The sequence below is a fragment of the Butyricimonas hominis genome (genome assembly GCF_014287455.1).
Classification (GTDB): domain Bacteria; phylum Bacteroidota; class Bacteroidia; order Bacteroidales; family Marinifilaceae; genus Butyricimonas; species Butyricimonas muris.
In genome coordinates this window covers 306,798-323,160 of the sequence record NZ_JACOOH010000007.1, presented here as the reverse complement: position 1 = coordinate 323,160, position 16,363 = coordinate 306,798, and the positions used below count along the sequence as shown (strand labels likewise).

13 protein-coding genes are annotated in these 16,363 nt (G+C 45.9%); 7 read left to right on the top strand and 6 right to left on the bottom strand.

The genetic code is table 11. From position 1 onward, the window contains the following. Positions 1 to 14 precede the first annotated feature (14 nt). The 5 genes from kdd to H8S64_RS16500 form a co-directional block, all read right to left on the bottom strand. Positions 15 to 1,058 (bottom strand): L-erythro-3,5-diaminohexanoate dehydrogenase, encoded by a 1,044-nt coding sequence (kdd, locus tag H8S64_RS16520; RefSeq protein ID WP_099289826.1) that lies wholly within the window; start codon positions 1,056 to 1,058, stop codon positions 15 to 17. Positions 1,059 to 1,089: 31 nt separating this feature from the next. Next, positions 1,090 to 1,917, bottom strand: a complete 828-nt coding sequence (gene kce, locus H8S64_RS16515; protein WP_186977520.1) for a 3-keto-5-aminohexanoate cleavage enzyme — start codon at positions 1,915 to 1,917, stop codon at positions 1,090 to 1,092. 10 nt (positions 1,918 to 1,927) lie between these two features. Then, positions 1,928 to 2,314 carry a 3-aminobutyryl-CoA ammonia lyase gene (kal, locus tag H8S64_RS16510; protein ID WP_099289828.1) on the bottom strand — a complete coding sequence of 129 codons (387 nt, stop codon included), beginning with the start codon at positions 2,312 to 2,314 and terminating at the stop codon, positions 1,928 to 1,930. A 121-nt stretch (positions 2,315 to 2,435) separates the two neighbouring features. Continuing rightward, positions 2,436 to 3,080: a CoA transferase subunit A gene (locus tag H8S64_RS16505; protein WP_186977518.1), complete on the bottom strand. Its 645-nt coding sequence runs from the start codon at positions 3,078 to 3,080 to the stop codon at positions 2,436 to 2,438. 516 nt (positions 3,081 to 3,596) lie between these two features. Further along, positions 3,597 to 4,133, bottom strand: coding sequence for a flavodoxin family protein (locus H8S64_RS16500; RefSeq protein ID WP_099289830.1), 537 nt, complete (start codon positions 4,131 to 4,133; stop codon positions 3,597 to 3,599). A gap of 170 nt (positions 4,134 to 4,303) precedes the next feature. Between H8S64_RS16500 and H8S64_RS16495 the strand changes: the two genes are divergently transcribed. Continuing rightward, the gene (locus H8S64_RS16495) at positions 4,304 to 4,999 is read left to right on the top strand and encodes an HhH-GPD family protein (protein WP_186977516.1); all 696 of its coding nucleotides are present in this window, start codon (positions 4,304 to 4,306) and stop codon (positions 4,997 to 4,999) included. On the opposite strand, the gene H8S64_RS16490 is transcribed toward H8S64_RS16495, so the two are convergent. Then, positions 4,961 to 5,515, bottom strand: coding sequence for an RNA polymerase sigma factor (locus H8S64_RS16490; RefSeq protein WP_186977514.1), 555 nt, complete (start codon positions 5,513 to 5,515; stop codon positions 4,961 to 4,963). The two genes, H8S64_RS16495 and H8S64_RS16490, sit on opposite strands and share 39 nt — an antisense overlap. Before the next feature lie 102 nt (positions 5,516 to 5,617). Here H8S64_RS16490 and H8S64_RS16485 point away from each other — a divergent pair, with 102 nt between their 5' ends. The 6 genes from H8S64_RS16485 (at position 5,618) to H8S64_RS16460 (ending at position 16,360) form a co-directional block, all read left to right on the top strand. After that, the gene (locus H8S64_RS16485) at positions 5,618 to 6,760 is read left to right on the top strand and encodes a FecR family protein (protein ID WP_186977513.1); all 1,143 of its coding nucleotides are present in this window, start codon (positions 5,618 to 5,620) and stop codon (positions 6,758 to 6,760) included. 114 nt (positions 6,761 to 6,874) lie between these two features. Then, positions 6,875 to 10,309 carry a SusC/RagA family TonB-linked outer membrane protein gene (locus H8S64_RS16480; RefSeq protein ID WP_186977511.1) on the top strand — a complete coding sequence of 1,145 codons (3,435 nt, stop codon included), beginning with the start codon at positions 6,875 to 6,877 and terminating at the stop codon, positions 10,307 to 10,309. 27 nt (positions 10,310 to 10,336) lie between these two features. Beyond that, on the top strand, positions 10,337 to 11,776 hold the full coding sequence (locus tag H8S64_RS16475) for a RagB/SusD family nutrient uptake outer membrane protein (protein WP_186977508.1): 1,440 nt from the start codon (positions 10,337 to 10,339) through the stop codon (positions 11,774 to 11,776). Positions 11,777 to 11,791: 15 nt separating this feature from the next. Next, positions 11,792 to 12,577, top strand: coding sequence for a DUF4843 domain-containing protein (locus H8S64_RS16470; RefSeq protein ID WP_222621202.1), 786 nt, complete (start codon positions 11,792 to 11,794; stop codon positions 12,575 to 12,577). A gap of 15 nt (positions 12,578 to 12,592) precedes the next feature. Beyond that, positions 12,593 to 14,098: a PKD-like family lipoprotein gene (locus tag H8S64_RS16465; RefSeq protein ID WP_186977504.1), complete on the top strand. Its 1,506-nt coding sequence runs from the start codon at positions 12,593 to 12,595 to the stop codon at positions 14,096 to 14,098. A gap of 3 nt (positions 14,099 to 14,101) precedes the next feature. Beyond that, positions 14,102 to 16,360 carry a zinc-dependent metalloprotease gene (locus H8S64_RS16460; protein ID WP_186977502.1) on the top strand — a complete coding sequence of 753 codons (2,259 nt, stop codon included), beginning with the start codon at positions 14,102 to 14,104 and terminating at the stop codon, positions 16,358 to 16,360. Positions 16,361 to 16,363 lie beyond the last annotated feature (3 nt).

Below are 16,363 nucleotides of genomic sequence, written 5' to 3'. Positions count from 1 at the left end.
AAATCGTAAATTAATTAAGCGTAAAGTTCCGTAAAGATCTTTCTTAAAGCTTCTGATTCTCTCAGTTCTTGAAGAGTGATCTCGGCATGACCTTTCGTGTAGCCGTTACCCACGATCATGGTTACGTCGCTTCCCACTCCTTCAGCACCGAGAGCTGCTTTCGTGAAGCTGGTCGCCATAGAGAAGAAGTAAACGACACCCGTGTTTTTCGTGCAAAGAATAGAGGTCATTTCCGTGTCGGTGATGTTCACGTTGTTGATGGTTACGTCGCACATCTCGCCATTCGTCAATTCCTCGATTTTTTCCATCACGGGAACGGGTTGAGTCGCGTCTGCGGAGAATACATAGTCGCAGAAACCGAGTTTCTGTAAACGTTCGGTACTCTTCTGGCTGTGGCACAATCCGATTACTTTACCGGTAACTCCTGCACGTTTTTTAGCCTCGTAACAGCACAACATACCTGATTTACCACCCGCGCCGATGATTAAAACGGTATCACCCGGTTTAACCAATTTGGCAGTTTGGGCGGGAGCTCCGGCAACGTCCAATGCTGACAATGCCAAATTCTCGGGAAGGTCTGCCGGAATCTTGGCGTAGATACCGCTCTCGAAAAGGATTGCTTTCCCGTCGATGTCAACTTGGTCAATGTCCGGACGGATATCTTTAATCTTGTCGATGCGTAGCGGAGTTAAAGAAAGAGAAACCAAGGTTGCGATTTTGTCGCCTTCCTTCAAGTCGATTTTACCTTTCAATGCATCACCTATTTTTTCAACCGTACCCAACAACATACCGCCTGATCCGGTTACCGGGTTGCGGTGTTTACCTTGTTTTGCCACGATGTCCAACATGATTTCGGCAATCTTGGCTTTGTCGCCGCCTGCTTGTTGCTCGATCTGGGTGAAGCTGGCTGAGTCGATATTCAAGGTTTGTACATCAATCAAGATCTCGTTGTCATAGATCTCGTCCATGTTGTTGTCAATCTTGTTAGCGGGTTGGGGTAACACACCTTTCGGTTCAATCACACGGTGAGTTCCGTATTTGTTTCCTTTCTTTTGCATAGTATTTAAAATTTATAAGTTTGAAAATGAATTACTTTAAAGGTTTTAATCCTAAAATTTCTCTTGCTTCGGCTGGAGTAGCGATTCCGCGGCCTAATTCTTTGGCTATGCGAACCACTTTTTCTACCAATTCGCCATTGGATTTAGCGAGGACTCCTCTTTCGAGATACAGGTTATCTTCAAAACCTACTCTCACGTTACCGCCCATGGCAATAGCCGCGGCAGCAAGAGGGAAAGCGTGACGTCCGATTCCGGTTGCCGTCCAAGTAGAGCCTGCCGGAATAGCGTTTACTAACCAGCAGAGATTCGGTACAGTGGCAGGGGTACATCCGGGAACGCCGAGAACGAAATTGAATTGCATGGGAGCCCCGGGAACCTGACCTTTTCTGGCCATGGTTAGTATCGTGTCGAGATGTCCCATTTCAAAACATTCGTATTCCGGTTTGATATTGTTTTCTATCATTCTCTTGCCAAAATCCCGCATCATGGGCATGGTGTTCTCGAAAACATCGTCACCGAAATTGCAAGTACCGCAATCGAGGGTAGCCATTTCGGGGAAAAGTTCAGTCGGTTGAAGACGTTCTTCAGCGGTCATACCTACGGCGCCTCCCGTGGAGGGGATAAGGATCACATCGGGGCATACCTTGTAGATAGCGTCGATGCACTCTTTGAAGCGTGCTTTGCTTTGGGTAGGAGTACCGTCGTCTTCACGAACGTGAATGTGAACAATGGCTGCTCCCGCGTCCACTGCTGATTTGGCTTCTCTCACGATCTCTTCTACCGTGTATGGAACGGCGGGATTTTGTTCTTTGGTTACTTCAGCCCCGCAAATGGCTGCTGTGATAATTAATTTCTCCATAAATAGTCATTTAATTTTTTCTCTGGTCTTCTTTTTTGACAACGCAAGTCCCACTGGCACGGCACACCACGATCGGTTCTTCCAGCACGTCGGCGGCGGAAGCCGAGATGTCCGGACGGGCTACAACCACTTTCTTTGCCTCGAAAACCATCTTGCGAGAAGTGTTTCCTACTTTCACGATTTCTCCGGTAGCCTCGATGTAATCCCCGGCGTAAACCGGCGCAAGGAATTCGATGTTGTCGTAAGCAACAAACAGGCCTTCGTCCCCGTCATGCATGATTAACAATTCCGTGGCAACGTCACCGAACAAGTGAACCATGTGTGCACCGTCTACTAAATTTCCACCATAATGAGCATCTTTAGCGCTCATTCTTAAACGTATCATTGTTTTTTCCATCGTTTTATAATTTATGATTTAAGATTCCACGATTTATGATTCTATTAATTTACGATCCGGTTAATTTATGATTTACGACTTGTTTTTCTTTAATCGTAAATCATAAATCCAAAATCGTAAATCACTTGATTATATAGTCTACCATGATAGACGGCGTTTTCACGTTTTCGGCAGCGATTTCTCCTACTTCCACGAGTTCATTCACCTCGGCAATCACCAAATCGGCGGCGGCAGCCATCAGCGGATTGAAGTTTTGCGACGTTCCCCGGTAGACCAGATTTCCGGCTTTATCCCCGAGGCTTGCGCCCACGAGGGCGATGTCCGCTCTCAACGGTTTCTCGAGCAAATAATCTTTGCCGTCCACGTTGATCACTTGTTTTCCCTCGGCAACGATGGTTCCCATTCCGGTTTGAGTCAGGATACCACCCAATCCGCAACCGCCTGCACGCACGCGTTCAGCCAAAGAACCTTGCGGGCAAAATTCGATTTCCAGTTCGCCGCTATTCATTTGCTCGCTCGTGCAAGGGTTTGTCCCGATATGTGACACGAAAAGTTTTTTTACTTGCTTGTTAGCGATCAACTGACCTACCCCTCTGTCCGGGAATGCCGTGTCGTTGCAGATTAACGTAAGGTTCTTCATGCCGGACTTTGCCAAGGCGTCAACGAGCTTGTTAGGGGTTCCGTTTGCAAGGAATCCGCCAACCATAATGGTCATACCATCCTTTACTTTTGATACAGCCTCTTCGATAGAAATAAATTTACTCATAAGGAAGCATTTTTATATTGTTTCAGTTAAATATTTAACACATTCGCATTGATTTGTCAAATTTATATCGTTTTCGGGAATAAATGAAATATTTTCAACACAAAAACGGAAAAAATTCTTTATTGAGAATCATTTTACGTAGTCGAAAACATCCTTTACCCGTTCTCTCACACTTCACGGCTATAAATTTACACAATTTGTAACGTGTTTCCAATTTTTTTTTGCGTATTATTTTATTCGAGCAAAAAGGGAGTAATACGGAAGAAAGCAGGATAATAGTAGGATAACTTACGGGTATTTGGCATGTCGATAGGATATATTCTAGTGCGAAGATACAGTAGCAGGTAGCGAATTTCCAAATAACAGGCATGAATATTTTATGCTGATAGGAGGTTGATAGGGGTTTCGTGGGAGTATCATAGAAGTATTTCCCACGAAACCCTAATGGAAATGTATTTTATATTGCGCGAAAAGGTATTTCTTCTCCTGTATATCCCTTGATTGTTGGTAGGAATATCAGCATCGCTTGCCCATCGTCAAGGCTTGTTCCATGGCTTTCGTTTGTTTGATTTCGCCGATTTGCCAAGCTCCCACGCCATAGATTACTCCTTTTTCTTTTGCCTCTTCCAGGCAATCGGTAAAGCCCCGGAAGCCTTCGACGGTGCGTTCCATGGCGGGGATGCTCGTGTCGGCAGCTGTCACGATAAAGTAGAATTCCTTGTTACTGATTTCGGTGTAACGGGAACATGTCCGGTCTATCAGGGTTTTCATCTGGGCATCCATCGTGTAGAAATAGACGGGAGTGGCCATTACGATGACATCCGCGGCGATCATCTTTTCCAGAATTTCGGACATGTCATCCTTTTGCGGGCAAGGCTTTCCCGCGTTACAGATGCCGCAGCCCGTGCAATAATGAATCGTCCGGTCTTTTAGAAATATCTTTTCTACTTGGTGTCCGGCCTCTTGTGCGCCTTGCATGAATTGGTCGCATAATAAGTCGGAGTTTCCGCCTTTCCGTGGGCTTCCGGATAAAATAAGTACTTTCTTGTTCATGTCGTTTTTGTTTTTTACAAAGATATGGAAAAATAGGGTGTCGGTTGTTATATATATTACGGGTATATATACCCTAATTACTGATTCCTGTTAATAATAAGGGGATGAGTGATGACATCTTGAAACGATTTCTTAGATTTGCATGATTGATTAAGAGTTAATGAAACGATATGCGAGAAGTAATGGTTCAATATTTACAACACCGTCTGTTACGGTGGTTTGATGAGAATCAGCGGGTGTTCCCGTGGAGGGAAGCTCGTGCGACGAAGTATCAGCAGATCGTATCCGAGATTCTGTTGCAAAGGACGAAGGCGGAGACCGTGGCGAGATATTATGATACTTTTTTCTCGAAATATCCGGATTGGGAAGCTCTTTGCGGCGCAACGCTGGAGGAATTGGAAGAGGTGATGAGGCCGTTGGGATTATACCGGCATCGAGCGCGGAGGCTTTATAAGCTGACGGAAGATTTGCGTCGCAGGGGAGGGCAACTTCCGGGGGACGCGAACGAGTTGAGGGATTCCGGTTTCGTGGGTTTATACGTGACGAACGCTTTCGAGTTGTTTATATTGAGAAATCGTAAACCGTTGCTGGACGTGAATATGTCCCGTTTATTGAAGCGTTATTTTGAACCGGGTGATTTTATCGACGTGCGTTTTGATAAAGAAGTGCAGGAGTTGGCGAATGACATAATCGAGGTGCGGCGCTGCAAGGAGTTGAACTGGGCGATACTGGATTATGCCGCCCTCGTGTGCCGGAAGAGAAACCCGTTGTGCGGGGAGTGCGTGTTGAACAAGTATTGCAAGTATTACGCCCAGAGCCGGGAGAGGTCAGATCAGTCCGGTCGTGGTGAACACGAAGCAGGATAATGCCCCGAGTGATTTTTTTAGCTTCTCGATACCGAGTGCTTTCAATCTTTTCACGTTGGCGACGGTGACTTCCATTTGTTCGGCAATTTCCTCTTGTTTCAGTCCTTCCAGACTGAGCCGGATCACTTCTGCCATGCGGGGTGGCAGTTGTTCGATGGATTCATTCAAGAGGCGCAAGGCTTCTTCCTGTATGATATAGTTTAACGTGGACGATTCGTTTTCTTCCGTGAGATGTTTATAGCGTTCGTTTTCTCTTTTCGCGGAACGGATATAATTGTATACCAAGTTTCGAGTGGACACGTAGAGCAGGCTTTTCGTGGATTCCCCGAAGGTGATCTTTTTCCGGTTTAGCCATAGATTAACGAATACATCCTGCACGATATCTTCCGCTGCTTCTTTGTCTTTGAGAATGTTGAATGCGAAAGCGTTCAGCGATTCGTTGTATTGCAAAACGAGTTCGTCAAAGGCTTTACGGTTATCCTTTTGTATTTCTTGTAAGAGGGTGTCCAACTCCATAGTACGAGGGGATTGTAAATATTACAATACAAATGTATAATTTTTTTTTATTCGATGTATACTTTTTCTGAATGGTGGTGTTTTAGTGATAAAAAATGAGATATGAATTATTTGGACGGAATCGAACTCGCCGAGATCATGGTAAAAAAGGTGGTCGGGAATATTTCCCCGAGGGAGGAGGAGCGTTTGCAGCGTTGGTTGGACTCTTCCCTCGAGTATCGGGAGATGTATGAGGCGTTCGTGTCCGGGCGGAGTTTCGCGGAGCGTAAACGGAATTTCGGACATCTGAAATACGAGAAGACGATAGGGGCAATTCATGAAAAGATTCATCGTAAGGTGCGGCGCAGACTGTACATGAAGATTTCTTCGGTGGCGGCGGTGTTGTTGGTTGCTGTTTTGAGTACGGTTATTATTTTTTCGCTTCGGACGGAAAAAGCGGGGATGCAACCTATTCTTCCGGTGGAGGGTAAGAATTACGCATTTTTATCCGTGGATGACGGGCGCAAGGTGGTGTTGAAAGAAAATGACACGGGTACGGCGTGGAAAGAACACGTGAAAGAGAAGGCTGGCGAGAATGTGGTCGCGGAGGAGAAGGTGCAGATGATCCGTGTAGAAGTTCCGAGGGGAAGCGAGTATTGGTTGCGATTGAACGATAGTACCGAGGTTTGGTTGAATTCGGAAACGGTGCTGACATATCCGGATCGGTTTGCGGAAGATAAACGGGAGGTGACGTTACGCGGAGAGGCTTTCTTCAAAGTGAGGACTAATCCTACCCGCCCTTTTGAAGTGCGGACGGATGAGAATTTGCAGATATGGGTGACGGGGACGGAACTGAACGTGCGGGATTATACCGATGAACAATTTTTGAAAGTGACTTTGTTGAAAGGTGTCGTGCACGTGGGGAATGATTCGATATACAAAATATTGTCGCCTAGTGAACAGGCCGTGTTTGACAGGGAAGCGGGAGATCTTGAAGTGGTAGAATTGGATGATCCGTCAACTTGTGTTGCTTGGCGGGATGGTATGTTTGCCTTTGAGGGAGAGCCTATAGGGGTGATTCTAGCAGCTATGGCGCAGTGGTATGATGTAGAATTTGTTATCGAGAATAAAGTTGCCACGCCCGGTGGTAGTGTGACTTTCCACGCCATGCGTGACGAGAAAGTGGAAGAGTTATTGAGTGTGTTACAGAGTTTAATTGATTTTAAATATAGAATAGAAGGAAAGAAAATATATATCCGTTTCTAAAGGTATAATCAAAAAACAAGGAAGAGTCTAGCCCACTCTTCCTCATGTTCAAGATTATTTGTGTATCTGTTATTTAATAACCTTAAAAACAAAGGTATGAAAAAAAATCATTTTATGAGAAGGAAAGGACGAAAAAAGATGGTTTGGAAGGGTCTTTTCCTAATCTTTTACATTTTTGCGAGTAGTTTTTGGTGTCCGGGGATGCTTTCCGCCCAGACGGAGCAGCGCGTGACGCTAAGTATGAAGTCGGTGTTGGTAGAGCAGGTGTTCAAGCACTTGCAGGAAACGACACGTTATCGGTTTACTTATCTGAAAGAGGATTTGCCTGATGCTCCCCGGAAAGATTACGAGTTCAAGGATGCTTCGATTAGCGAGGTGATGGACGAGTTGTTGAAAGGAACGAAATTACAATGGAAGTTTCAGAGTGGTGCTATCGTGGTAAGTAAAGCAAAAGCAACCCCGGTTGCCAAAAAGGTGATACAACGAGTGCGTGGTCGGGTGGTGGATGCCAAGAACGTTTCGATTCCCGGGGTGACGGTTCAAGTGCTGGGCGAATACCGGGGTACGACATCGGATACCAGCGGGCATTTTATGCTGACGGATGTTTTCGAGGGGAGTAAGATCGAATTTAGTTTTATCGGTTACGAGAAAAAGACATTGACGGCAAAATCGGAGATGGGTACCGTGATTCTGGATTCTCTGGCCTATGCTATCGAGGAGGTGACGGTAATCAATAATGGTATTTTTACCCGTCCGAAAGAGAACTTTACCGGTGCTGCGACTCAATACACGGGAGAGGATATCCGTGCCATCAGTAAAACGAGTATTCTGAGTGCCTTGAAGGTGTTGGATGCTTCGTTCCAGATGCCGGACGACGTGGTGAACGGTTCCAACCCGAACGTGTTGCCGAAGGTACAGTTGAGGGGGACGAACAGTATCATGCAGACGGACATGGAGAGTGAATACGGGTATATCAGCAACCCGCCGTTGATTATTATTGACGGTTTCGAGTCCGATTTGCAGACTTTGTTTGACATGAGTCCCAATATCGTGAAGTCAGTCACGTTGTTGAAAGATGCTGCCGCAACAGCGATTTACGGTTCCAAGTCCGCAAACGGGGTATTGGTTGTGGAAACGATTCAGCCGGAAGAGGGAAAAACGCAAGTGTTTTACACGGGTACTTATGGAGTGAATATACCGGATTTATCTAGTTTCAACTTGATGAATGCCAAGCAAAAGTTGGAGGTTGAGGAGATTGGTGGTTACTATCGTAGCCGTGATTTTTCGACACAGAAACAGTTGGATGATTTGCACAACTTGGTCAAACACAATGTAGCCCGAGGCATTAATACATATTGGTTGTCCCAACCTTTGCGTACGGAATTTACTCATTCCCATACAGCGCGGGTTTCTTACGGGACCAAAAAAGTGTTGTTGCAGGGAACGGTGAATTATTCCAATAACGGCGGTATCATGAAAGGTTCTTACCGGAATGTACTCGGGGGTGACGTCCGGGTAAAGTACACGACTTTGGATAAGAAATTAAGTTTCCAGTATGCGCTAAAGATCAGTTCTTCCAAGGGGGCGGAATCACCTTACGGGGATTTCGGTCAATATGCCCGGATGAATCCTTACTGGCTACCGAAGGATGAGAACGGTAATGTCACTAAATACGTGGATATTTATCCCACGGAGGGGAGTAATGGTTTAATCTCTTCATCCCATACCCCTGCCGAGAAGAATCCGCTTTGGAATGCCCATTTGCATATGGTGAATACAAATTCCAGTCTTTCTATCGGTAACGAGTTCTGGTCGGAAGTGACTTTCGTGAAAGGTTTGAAGTTGAACACGACGTTTACCTATACACACGGGACAACGGAACGGGATAATTTCATACCGGGAACGGCGTCCGAATTTTTCACGTCGGCTTTTTCCGAAAGGGGAGCTTATACCAAGAATAATGGAAAGACGAAAAAGTGGCAGCTGACTTCCACGTTGAATTACGGGCAAAACTTTGGGAATCACACGATTTATATTTCCGCGGGAGCGCAGTTGAATCACGATGAGTCCAATTCTTTCGGGTTGGTGGTTAAAGGATTCCCGAATGACCGCTTGGATGATTTGTTGTTCGGGCTGCAATACAGTAACACGAAACCGTCCGGGAGTTATAGTATGAAACGAACGGCGGGTTTTTACGGGAACTTGAGTTATGCTTACGGTAATCGTTATTTGTTGGATGGTTCTATTCGGGCGGACGGTTCATCCGTGTTCGGGCGGAAAAAAAGATTCGGGGATTTGGGCTCTGTCGGTATCGGTTGGAATTTCCATAACGAGAAATTTATGCTGGGGCAGAATATTATCAGCCAGTTGAAGTTCCGGGTTTCATGGGGATTTACCGGAAGCGTGAATTTCCCGGCTTACGCGGGAGCCACGACGTACAAGTATCAAACGGACGGACGGTACCTTGATTTTATCCCTGCCACGTTGATGGGGTTGGGGAACACGGCATTGAAGTGGCAGCAAACGCAAAAATGGAATTATGGTGTGGATTTGGGATTGTTCGATGGACGGGTGACGGCGAACTTTAATTATTACCGGGAGACCACGGACGATTTAATCATGTCGACTTCCACGGTTCCTTCCAATGGTTTTGATTCTTATCACGATAATTTGGGTAAGAGCCAGAACGTGGGATTCGATTTGGGGGTTCGGGTGGTGTTGTTTCAAGCACCCAAGAGAGAGTTGTTCTGGTCTGTATCTACTTCATTCTATCATAACGAGAATAAATTGTTGGAGATCACGGATAATTTGAAAGCACAAAATCAAGCTGCCTTGAATCAACAGATAACAAACGGAGCTACGACTCCGGTGCTTCAATACGTGGAAGGTGCCAGCGTGAGCGGATTGTATGCCGTGCGTTCTTTGGGAATTGATGCGAGTAACGGTTACGAGGTATTCCTGACGAAAGACGGGCGGCAAACTTACGTGTGGAGACAGGAGGATATGGTGTATATGGGAGATATGCAACCGAAATTGAACTTCACGATTTATAATAATTTCCAATACAAATGGATCCGTTTGAATTTCGGGTTGACTTTCCGCACGGGAGGTGTGTTGTATAACAGTACGCTGGCAAGTAAAGTGGAGAATTTCAATTTGAAACAAAATATGGATAAACGGGTGTTGAAAGATCGTTGGATGGAACCGGGTAAACCTGCCGATTATAAAGGATTGGTGGATTTGGAAGGTTATACGCGTACGGAAAAATCGACGAAAGTGACTTCTCGTTTCGTGCAGAAAGCAAATTCGTTCGAGATTACGGGATTGACGATTGACCCGGGTATTCTGGTGGAGCGTTGGTTGAACCGGTTGGTGAACAAGGCCGTGCAGAAAGTGAATGATACTTCCAAAGAGGCGATTAACAGCGACCGTTTTAGCGTGAGTTTCTCGATGCAGAATGTATTGCGTATTTCAAGTATGAAGCGGGAGTCCGGTACGTCTTACCCGTTCAATCGTAGTTTCCTGTTTACGCTGTCGGCTAGATTGTAGTGTTTGTGAAAAATAAAAAAGTAGATTATGAAGAAATATATTTTTTATATCGTGTTGGTTTTCGGGCTTTCCTTGGGGGCATGTAACGATTGGTTGGATGTACCCTCGAAGACGGAAGTGATCGATTACGAGATGTTCAAGACGGAACAGGGATTTATGGACGGCATGGCGGGGGTGTATTACCTGATGACGGATGATGCCTTGTACGGGGATATACTGAGTGTGACTTATTTGGACGTGTTGGCTCGACGCTTTAAAATATATAGTAATTATGATGTCGGAGGGTTAGGAAAAGATTTGGATGCAGCCAATTATTATCAGGATTCTAAAGTTGTCGGTACGATTGATAATATTTGGAGTAAAGGTTATAATGTTATCGCTAACGTAAATAGTCTGTTGGAGCAGATTGAAAATTATAAATCGGTATTTACTTATGACAATTACCGGATGATAAAGGGGGAGGCGTTAGGTGTCCGTGCTTTTATGCATTTCGATTTGATGCGGTTGTTCGGGAAGCCGTATGCGTTGACTGGGGATGAATTGACCATTCCTTACGTGACGAAACTATCCGGGCGGGAATGGCCTTTGTTCAATACGGAGGACGAGGTGATTGGGTTGGCTCTTCGGGATTTGCAGGAAGCGGATAGTTTGTTGTCGGTAGACAATATGTACTCGTCTTCCGTGGAGAACAGTTGGTTGAACAGTCGCCGCTCTCATTTTAATCGTTGGGCGGTGTACGCGACGATGGCTCGGATTTACCACTGGAAGGGGGACACGGAAAACGCTTTGTTGTATGCCAAAAAAGTAATTGAGTCACAACAATTCAGGTTTATGGATCCATTGGTGGACTGTAAAGATTTGCAATCAAGGGATGTTGCATTTTACACGGAGTGTATATTTACTTTGAATAAAACCGATCTGAAAGACGTGTACGAGAAAAGAATGGGATTCGCGATGGAGCGTTTGGATAATGATGTCTCGGATATAGAAAAGCTTTATGGAAAAACGTCGGGGGGAAGTACGGATTATCGGTTCACGTATTTGTGGTATCTTGCTGCAACGGATCAGGTGGGTGGTCAAAAGTATGTGTTTTATAGGTACAATGGAGGTGTTGCCAGCAGGGGAGATTTGGTTACTTTGATGCGTTGGTCTGAGATGTATTATATCGCCGCCGAATGTTGTGGTAACACGGCGGAAGGGCGTGCTTATCTGAACGAGGTTTTGGTGAACAGGGGATTGAAAAAGCTAGAAGATTCCATATCGGACGAAGAGTTCCGGAACGAGATTCTGAACGAGTACAAGAAAGAATTTTTCAGTGAAGGGCATTTGTTCTATTATTATAAGCGGTTGAATATAACGAAGGTATTGGAGCACGATCAAGAAACATACGTGGATGTTGCGACTCCCGGTTACGTGTTCCCCATACCGGAGAAAGAGCTTGAATTAAGACGTGGAGTTACAGAATAATCAACAAGAACAGTTATGAAAATGAAAACGTTATATAATATACGAATCATGTTGGCGGTGATGTTATTCGGGATTGTTGCCGCTTGTGAAGATGATGACAAGATTCCCGGAGCTTCTTATGATGCAGGGGTGTGGTTTTACGGAACGGGAACTGTCATTAAACAGAATAAATTTGACATGGACGAGTTCAACAAGATATTCAGCGGTTTTTATTCGTTCTATTTTTTCCCGGGGGTAGAGGAACATACTTTTGAACTTCCGGAGATTCGTTTGATGGGGAAGCCCGTGGATTACGATCGTGAAGTGAATTTAGTCGCGGGAGAGGGAAGCACAGCCGTGGAAGGCGAGCATTTTATAATTGAGGATAACGTGTTACCTGCCAATGCGGTTTCATTTACCCCGAAGGTGCTGTTACTCAAAAAGAATTTGGGTGACGAAGAGAAAATTGTCAAGTTCGTGCTTGAACCTTCCGAAGAATTTCCCGCACGGGTGTTCGGGGATACGGTATCGGACGACAAGACATTTTTGATTTCTTTGCGCTACGAGTTGAAGTTTTCCAACTTGGTGTCGGAGCCGCCTTATTGGTCACAGTGCGGTATTTTTGGTGATTGGAGCCGGGTGAAGTTTGATTTCATGTACGAGAAATTGGGGAAATACTGGGGTGTAGAACCGGTGTCTCCCGCGGATAGAAATTATATGTATGATGACTTGTTGCGTATGCGTCGTGAATTACAATTGTGGCAAGAAGAACATCCCGGCGAAAAGATGCTGGATGAAAATGGGGAACAAGTTACTTTTTAATTTAAACACGAAAGTATGAAAAATTGGTTTAGATATAGTCTTATCGGGATGCTGGGCGTATTGCTTTTGGCGTCGTGTTACAAGGATAAGGGAAATTATTCTTATCGGGATTTAAATGAGATTTCGATTGATTTACCGGAAATCGTATCTGTGCAACAGGGGATGGTACTGGAAGTATCTCCCAAACTCTCTTTTGCTTTGGAAGAGAATGAGGAAAACTTGAGTTACGAGTGGGTGGTTTCTATTCCTACCTCTTCGGATTCTGTGAATGTGGTATTATCCACGGATCGGGACTTTGCCGAGCAGGTTGATTATGCTTCCGGTAATTCTTACCCGTTCGATTTTAAGGTGACGGATAATAACACGGGTGTCACTTATCGTAAGGGGATGAAATTGGAGGTGCGGACGAACTATCAGCCCGGTTATTTTGTCGTGGAGCAATATGACAATCATTCGGATATCAGTTTTTACAACACATCGACGGACACAGTGTTTCATAGTATATTCTCGAAGGTAAACCCGGAAGTCGTGTTGAAACCGAATGTAACGGATTTGTTTACAGTCGATTTTAGCGGGTATTCATCTCCGGACGGGAAGGTTGCCGCGGGGAATATGACGATGATTTTCGGAGAAGATTGGGGATACGTGATAGATTATCGTTCTTGTCGGGTGCTTGCCGATATAGAGCAGATGTTTGCAATGCGTCCGGAAGTTATTCGTCCACAGGTTTTGGCAAATTATATCGAGAAGAATTCTACATTTGTTTTGATAAATGATGGAAAGGTTTACCGGATGCATCAAGATCAGGGGCAAACTTTATTTGGAGAACCTATGGTTGCGTCAGATGGTTTGGAAACCGGTTGTGCTTCCTTTATCGGTTCGGGAATGAATTACAGGGGGCAATTGATGGGGATTTTGTATTTTGACGAGGTGAATCACCGTTTTTATTCCCGGTACCAAGCAACTAACGTGGTTTTTACGGATGTGAGAGGTGTTTATGTTTCTGCGGGAGATACCTTGTTTAATGCGGCGAAAGTAGATGACGATTGGGAATTGATCGGAATGCCGACCGGAGGTGCGGGAAATTACTATTATAATATGGTGTTTCGGGATGCGGACAATGCTTACGTGATACGTTATACGATGGCGAGAGTAGGATTTAATGGTGGTCCTTTTCATGTTGTTAGCGAAGAGGCGTGTCCCGGTATGAAAGATAGTCCGGTGTTTGTGTCCCCGTACGGTAGGCAGCAGATATATTATGCCAATGGAAACGAAATTCGCTTGTATGACGCAGATGCGAATACTTCCCGGTTGCTTTATGCTTTCCCGGCGGGTGAAGAGGTGGTTTCTATAGTCTTGCCGACAAACGACGGGCTGAACCTGACTGCCGCCACGTATAACGGGAGCAAGGGAGCGCTCTATGCTTTCACGTTGGTGAATACCGGGGATTTGAAAGACGCAGAGCCTAAGTTGTTGGCAACCGATTTCGGGAAGATAAAGAAGATCGTGTATAAAAAATAGTTTATGAATTTAATGACGTTTTGTGTAGCGGGGAGGAAAACATTCTGGTTTTCCTTCCTTCTCTTCCTCTTGCTGCCTGTTTTTTCGGCGGGTAAGGGGAAAGAGAAAGATTATTTCAAGATATACCGGGAAGGAGATCGGGTGATTTGGGAATTGTCTGCATCTCTCGTGGGGAGGGAATGGTTGCTGGTGAACCAGATCGCGGCGGTGGGGAACGGTTATTACGCCCAAGTGGGGGATATGTCCGGAGAGCCGAGAATCTTGCAGTTGCGGGAGAGAGAGAATGGTAGGATGGTGTTGATACAGAAAGCGGTGATGAGTAAGAATGCGGGTTCCAATATGACGGGACTGCCTAAGGCTCCTCATGAAATTGCCGATTTTCAGAGTGAGGAGAGCGGCAACGGGAAGGCTTTGCGTTTGGATATCACGTCGTGGGTGGTGAGCGACACGGGGATGGTAGACGGTAAATTGCGGACCCTGACACTGAAAATCATTTCTCATCCGGATTGCATGGAGATTGTCGGTTGGCGGGAGAGAAAGGGAGGGCAGGTACAGGCGAGTAGTTGTCTGTTTTTGATGTCCGGGCAATTGATGCGGCTTCGTTATGAAGATCAGCGGGTGGGGTATTTCAGGAGCAAGCATTTGGTATGCGACGATACGACGGCGAAAGAGGAAGAGGCGTATTGCATCTCCCGTTGGCGGTTGGAACCCCGCCCGGAAGATATGAAGAAGTATCAGAAGGGAATACTCGTGGAACCTCGGGAACCTATTCTGTTTTATATTGATCCGTTGACTCCGGCAAAATGGGTTCCCTATATTGAAATGGCAATCAATAACTGGAAGCCCGTTTTTGAGCGAGCCGGGTTTAAAAATGCCATTGAGGCGAGGGTGGCACCGTCGACCGATTCGACTTGGACGTTGGAGTCTTGTCGGGCGGCTATCGTGTATAAGCCGCTCCCGGAAGAAAACGCCTTCGGGGAACGGTATGCCGACCCGAGGAGCGGGCAGATATATCACGCTCGTATCCAGTGGGGACACGGGTTGGTGGAGTGGTTGAAGGGGAATTACATGATGCAGGCGGGAGCGAGTGATCCGGGGGTATTCACGGAAGGAATTTCGGATGAATGGTTGGGTACATTGCTATCGGTGATTGTTTCGCACGAGGTGGGACACACGTTGGGACTGACTCATAACATGGGGGCGAGTTCCGTTGTGCCCGTGGAGAAGTTGCGGGATAACGAATGGTTGACGGAAAACGGTATTTCCACTTCTCTTATGGATTATTCGAGGTTTAATTACGTGGCACAACCCGGGGACGGCATCGAGCGGAAAAATTTGATTCCCCGGATAAACATGTATGATTACTGGGCTATCGAATGGGGCTATCGTTTGTTCCCGAAAATAAAGACATTGGAGGAAGAGCACGCGCACGTGTCCGCTTGGGTTGGAGAGGAGCAAAAGAAGTGGGGACAATGGTTCGGGGCTCAGAATACTTCGGGAGATCCCCGTTGCCAATCGGAAGATTTGGGGGATGATTTGGTGGAAGCGAATACTTACGGGATAGCCAATTTGAAGCGGGTATTGGAGCAATTGGACCGGTGGGCTCCGGATGCGGATGGCAGTTACACGACTTTCCGGAATATGTATGACCGGATCATCTTTATCGGAGAGCAAAATGTACCCCGGGGACAGTTTTATTTTTACATGCAACAGGTGGTGAATATCGTGGGAGGCAGTTATGTAAATTATGACGAGAAGGAACAAGCAGTGCGAACGCCGGTGGAGAGGGAGTATCAGCGTCGGGCGATGATGTTTTTGGGAGAACAGGTGTTTACCACTCCCGAATGGTTGTTGAAACCGATGTTGTCGGGAAAAGTGGAGAATGATCCGTTACGTTTCATCGAATTGGTGCAAAGCGGGGTTTTGACGATGTTGGTTGGCAAAGGGAGTGGCTTACCGGAGAGGGATTCCGTTGGAAATTATACACGGACGGACTTTTTCGAGGATTTAAATCGGATCATCTGGCAAGACGTGTTGTCGGGAGAGATGCCGGATGTTTACAGGCAGAACTTGCAACACAGTTTCTTGCGGCAAGTCAGTTCTTACGGTTCGAGAGGCGGGCCGCAGGCAATCCGATTCTACAAAGGGTATATGGCAGATATGCAGGGAAAATTGAAACAAGTTAGTGTGGCAAACACGGACGAGCGATTCGGTGTCTATTGCCGGGATTTGATTCAGCGTATGAATAGGTTTTTAAAGTAAAAG